Origin of the sequence: Allobosea sp. CER48 (assembly GCF_044752385.1) — a bacterium.
GTDB lineage: Bacteria > Pseudomonadota > Alphaproteobacteria > Rhizobiales > Beijerinckiaceae > Allobosea.
The window spans coordinates 1-4,407 of record NZ_JBIWYK010000259.1; the positions used below are offsets into that span (position 1 = coordinate 1).

The following is a 4,407-nucleotide window of genomic DNA, read 5'->3' on the forward strand; positions in this document are numbered from 1 at the left end:
CGCCGCTGTCGGCGCCACCACCGAAACTGCGCCCACACACCCAGGGTCGCCGGAAAAGCCGCAAAAGAAAAACCGCCCGAAAGGGCGGTTTTGCGTTGGAGCAGACCAGGAAGGCGAAGCCTTACTTGATCTTGGTCTCCTTGAACTCGACGTGCTTGCGCGCGACGGGGTCATACTTCTTCTTCGACATCTTCTCGGTCATCGTGCGCGAGTTCTTCTTCGTCACGTAGAAGAAGCCGGTGTCGGCGGTCGAAAGCAGCTTGATCTTGATCGTCACGGCCTTGGCCATGGGTCTATCCTCGAACCATGCGGGCCGTTGGCCCTCGGAAAAGAAAATGGCCGGGCGGACCCGGCAAACCGTCGGCGTGGGAGATGCCGCAAAGGGGCGGCGAAGTCAAGAAAGAATAACGATCCGATGACAAGCCGCGCCAAAAGGCGGGATTCCGCCTGTCAGAGCTCCTCGCGCACGAAGCTTCCGCGCTTCTCCCAGTAGAATGGCACTGGCAGATAAGGCGCAAAGCCACCGGCGATACGCGATTCGACCTCTTCCAGGATGACCTTGGTGATCGTCGGCAGGTCGAGTTCCGCCGCCTCTTCGAACTCGACCCAGACGAGATCGGTCAGCTCCGAATCCGGGCCGACGATTCCGTCGATCCTCTTGGCCACTGCCGAGGCATCGATGCTGAAGAAGCGGGTGTCGAAGCGCTTCGGTCGCCGCGGCGGCGTGATCGCACGCGCGACGAAGGTGACGGCCGACAGATCGGGGAAGACGCCGTGCGCGGCGAATTCGCTCCAGCTCCCGGCCGGCGGGGTCTCTGGTGCTCCGAACTCGTCGGAACCGAAGAGCAGGCCGGTCTCCTCGAAGGTCTCGCGGATCGCGGCCATTGCCAGTGCCCGTGCCTTGCCGGCGCTCGGCCTCAGGCAGCGCTTGCCGAGGCGGTCCTCGCAGATCTGCGGCACCGCGCCGGTGGCGACCATGTGCCGGTCGCCGTCCTCGATGCGCCCGCCCGGGAAGACGTACTTGCCCGGCATGAATTTGTGACCGGCATGGCGCTTGCCCATCAGCACCTTCGGCTTTGCGCCGCTGCGATCGAGGATGAGCATGGTCGCGGCATCCTTCGGCCGCAGATTGACGGCGGTGCGAACCCGCTCGGCCTGGGTCAGGGTGATGGTGTGGTCGGTCATGGGCGCGGTCCGGATGAGGGCAGGGGCTGGCGTTCGGGCCGGGCGGGCTCGCCGCCGAAGCCATGCATGCGCACGGCCCATTGCAGGCCGACGACTCCGCCCTTCACGGGTTGCATCAGGGCGAGCGAGAGGATCAGCGTCAGCGCTGGCCAGAGTGCCATATGCCACCACATCGGCCAGTCGCCGTATTTCTCGGCGAGCAGGATACCGCCGACGACGATATGGCCGACGATCGTGATGACGATGTAGGGCGGCAGATCGTCGGCGCGCTGGTGGTGCAGATCCTCGCCGCAGCGCTCGCAGCGGTCCACCGGCTTCAGGAAGGCCCGGAACAGCCGGCCGCGGCCGCAATGAGGACAGTGCCCCATCAGTCCGCGCGCCACGGCCTCCCGCCAGTCCCGCGTCTCGACATGAGTTTCCGCGCTGTGGATCTGGACGCCCATCACCGCCTCTTGCCGGGCTTGCCCCAGCCCGGCTTGCTCTTCTTGCCGAAACTTGCCGGCCGGCTCTCTCCATATGGAGCGCCGCCGCGGCGCTTGCCAGAGCGGCTCGTCGCCACGGTCCGGCCGGCAGAGAGCAGTTCGAAGCGCAACGCGCCGGCGACCGGCGCCGCCTCGACGAGCTTGACGTGCACCTTGTCGCCGAGGCGCCAGCTCTCGCCGGTGCGCTCGCCGATCAGGGCGTGGGCAGCCTCGTCATAACGATAATAGTCGCCGCCGAGCGTCGAGGCCGGGATGAAGCCGTCGGCGCCGGTGCCGTCGAGCTTCACGAAGAGCCCGGCGCGGTTAATTCCGCCGATGCGGCCGTCGAAGCTCGCGCCGATCTGGTCGGCGAGGAAGTGCGCGATCAGGCGGTCCGTGGTCTCGCGCTCGGCCGCCATGGCCCGACGCTCGGCGGCGGAGATGCGGGTTGCGACCTCGCGCAGCTCGGCCAGGGTCGTGCCCTTCGGCAAGCCGTCATCGCCGAGCTTGAGCGCGGCTATCAGCGCGCGATGGACGATCAGGTCGGCATAGCGGCGGATCGGCGAAGTGAAATGGGCATAGCGGCGCAGGTTGAGGCCGAAATGCCCGTAATTCTCGGCGACATATTCGGCCTGCGCCTGCGTGCGCAGCACCACCTCGTTGATCAGTGTCTCGTTCTCCGAGCCCTTGATCATCGCCAGGATGCGGTTGAAGAGCACGGGCCGCAGCGCCCCGTCCTTCGGCAGCTTGATGCCGATCGAGGCCAGGACCTCGCCGAGCGCGCGCATCTTCTCGAGCGAGGGCTCGTCATGGCAGCGATAGACCAGGAGGCTCCCGGCCTTCTCCAGCGTCTCCGCCGCCGCGACATTGGCGAGGATCATGAACTCCTCGATCAGCCGGTGCGCAGCCAGCCGCTCCGGCACGATCACGCGCTCGACCGAGCCGTCAGGTTTCAGGATCAGCTTGCGTTCGGGCAGGTCAAGTTCGAGCGGCTGGCGCTGGTCGCGGGCGCGTGCCGCGACGCCATAGGCCGCCCAGAGCGGCATCAGCACGCTCTCGCGGATCGGCCCCGTCTTCTCGTCCGGATTGCCGTCGATGGCGGCCTGCGCCTGCTGGTAGGACAGCTTCGCGGCCGACCGCATCAGCACGCGGTGGAAGGAGTGGCTCTTCTTCGATCCGTCCGCCTTGAGCACGAGCCGGACCGCCATGGCGGGACGGTCCTCGTTCTCGCGCAGGGAGCAGAGATCGTTCGAGATCCGCTCAGGCAGCATCGGCACGACACGGTCCGGGAAATAGACCGAGTTGCCGCGCTCCAGTGCCTCGCGGTCGAGTGCCGACCCGGGGCGGACATAGGCGGCGACGTCCGCGATTGCGACTGTGACAACGAAGCCGCCGGCATTGGCCGGGTCCTCGTCCGGCGCGGCGTGCACCGCGTCGTCATGGTCCTTGGCGTCGGCCGGATCGATGGTGACGAGCGGCAGGTCGCGCCAGTCCTCACGGCCTTTCAGCGCGGCCAGCGGCGCATCGGCGGCTTCCTGCAGGGCGGCCGGCGGGAATTCGTGGGGGATGGCATGGGCGTGGATCGCAATCAGGCTGACGGCGCGCTCGGACTTGATCGAGCCCAGCCGCTCGCGGACCTGCGCCTCCGGCGGGCCGAAGCGGCTCTCGCGCCGCAGCGAGACCGAGACGAGGTCGCCGTCCTGAGCCTCCGCCGTGCGGCCCCTGGGGATGATGGCCTCGCGCCCCTGCGCCTTCTTGTCAATCGGCACCAGTCGCCCCGAGCCATCGGGCAGGGCGCGGAAGATGCCGAGCACCGCGGCCTTCGCCTTGCCCATGACCTTGAGCACGCGGCCGGAATATCCGAATCCCTCGACGCCCCTGAGCCTGGTCAGCTTCAGGATGACCTGATCCCCGACGCCGGGGGCGGGCGCCGCTCCCTTCTGCTTGCGCCGCCCGTCGCGGACACGTTCGACGAGGATTTGCGGCGGTGCGCCGCTTTCGGCCTCGTCCCATTCGAGCGGCTGGGCCACGAGATCGCCCTCGCGGTCGCGGCGCTTGATTTCCGACAGCAGCACTGGCGGCAGGGCGCCGCGCGGATGGACCGGGCGCTCCTTGCCGTCGCCCCCGATCTCGCCCTCCTGGGCAAGTTCCTTCAGCAGGCGCTTCAGCCAGATCTTGCCGCCTTGATCGAGTCCGAAGGCCTTGGCGATCTCGCGGCGGCCGACCTCACGCCCGGCGGCGCGCTCCTCCTCGATGAAGTCGAGGATGGCTTCGCGGCTCGGTTCAGGAACGGTCACGGCCGGGGCTCATCGGGCGGGGGGCAAAAAAGCAGAACACGGGGCCTGTCTGCCACGCCTTGCGCTCCTGCGCCAGCATTCGCGAGATCAAAAGAAGAAGGGCCGCCCTTTCGGACAGCCCTTCCATTGTCGAACCGCGACCCGGCGAACCGGATCAAAGGTGCGAAAACTCACGCGGAACGCGAACCCCAGCAAGAAGAGGTCCAGGTCCACCCGCTTTGCACCAGCGGTTGATGACAATGAGACACTGGATCACCTCCTTTCAGTTGTTGCCGACAAGAAGGAGGCTAAGGCGATTCTCGGGGACTCGTAAATGCCAAAAAACACGCTGTGCCCGGCTAAGGAAACCGCGCAACTGTCGATGAATTTCCGGGCATATGTTGCGTTGCACAAACAAATGGCAGTGAGTCTGATGAAGAAATAGTCAAAATGGGCGGATGAAGCCGGATCATTGCGTCGACCTG

4 protein-coding genes are annotated in these 4,407 nt (G+C 66.6%); all 4 read right to left on the bottom strand.

Features of this window, described 5'->3' with window-relative positions; all coding sequences use genetic code 11:
* Positions 1 to 121: 121 nt before the first annotated feature.
* The gene (gene rpmG / locus ACIPIA_RS10835) at positions 122 to 289 is read right to left on the bottom strand and encodes a 50S ribosomal protein L33 (protein WP_038367996.1); all 168 of its coding nucleotides are present in this window, start codon (positions 287 to 289) and stop codon (positions 122 to 124) included.
* A 161-nt stretch (positions 290 to 450) separates the two neighbouring features.
* Entirely contained in the window at positions 451 to 1,185 is a 735-nt protein-coding gene (locus ACIPIA_RS10840; protein ID WP_400509355.1) for an NUDIX hydrolase, read from the bottom strand.
* On the bottom strand, positions 1,182 to 1,628 hold the full coding sequence (locus ACIPIA_RS10845) for a DUF983 domain-containing protein (protein ID WP_400509357.1): 447 nt from the start codon (positions 1,626 to 1,628) through the stop codon (positions 1,182 to 1,184). The genes ACIPIA_RS10840 and ACIPIA_RS10845 overlap by 4 nt, the downstream gene beginning before the upstream one ends.
* Entirely contained in the window at positions 1,628 to 3,943 is a 2,316-nt protein-coding gene (gene rnr / locus ACIPIA_RS10850) for a ribonuclease R (RefSeq protein WP_400509359.1), read from the bottom strand. Before rnr ends, ACIPIA_RS10845 begins: the two co-directional genes overlap by 1 nt.
* Positions 3,944 to 4,407: the final 464 nt, after the last annotated feature.

Bases quoted from the DNA above. Each gene is read 5' to 3' on its own strand.
- rpmG (WP_038367996.1), bottom strand. From the start codon at position 289: ATGGCCAAGGCCGTGACGATCAAGATCAAGCTGCTTTCGACCGCCGAC.
- ACIPIA_RS10840 (WP_400509355.1), bottom strand. From the start codon at position 1,185: ATGACCGACCACACCATCACCCTGACCCAGGCCGAGCGGGTTCGCACC.
- ACIPIA_RS10845 (WP_400509357.1), bottom strand. From the start codon at position 1,628: ATGGGCGTCCAGATCCACAGCGCGGAAACTCATGTCGAGACGCGGGAC.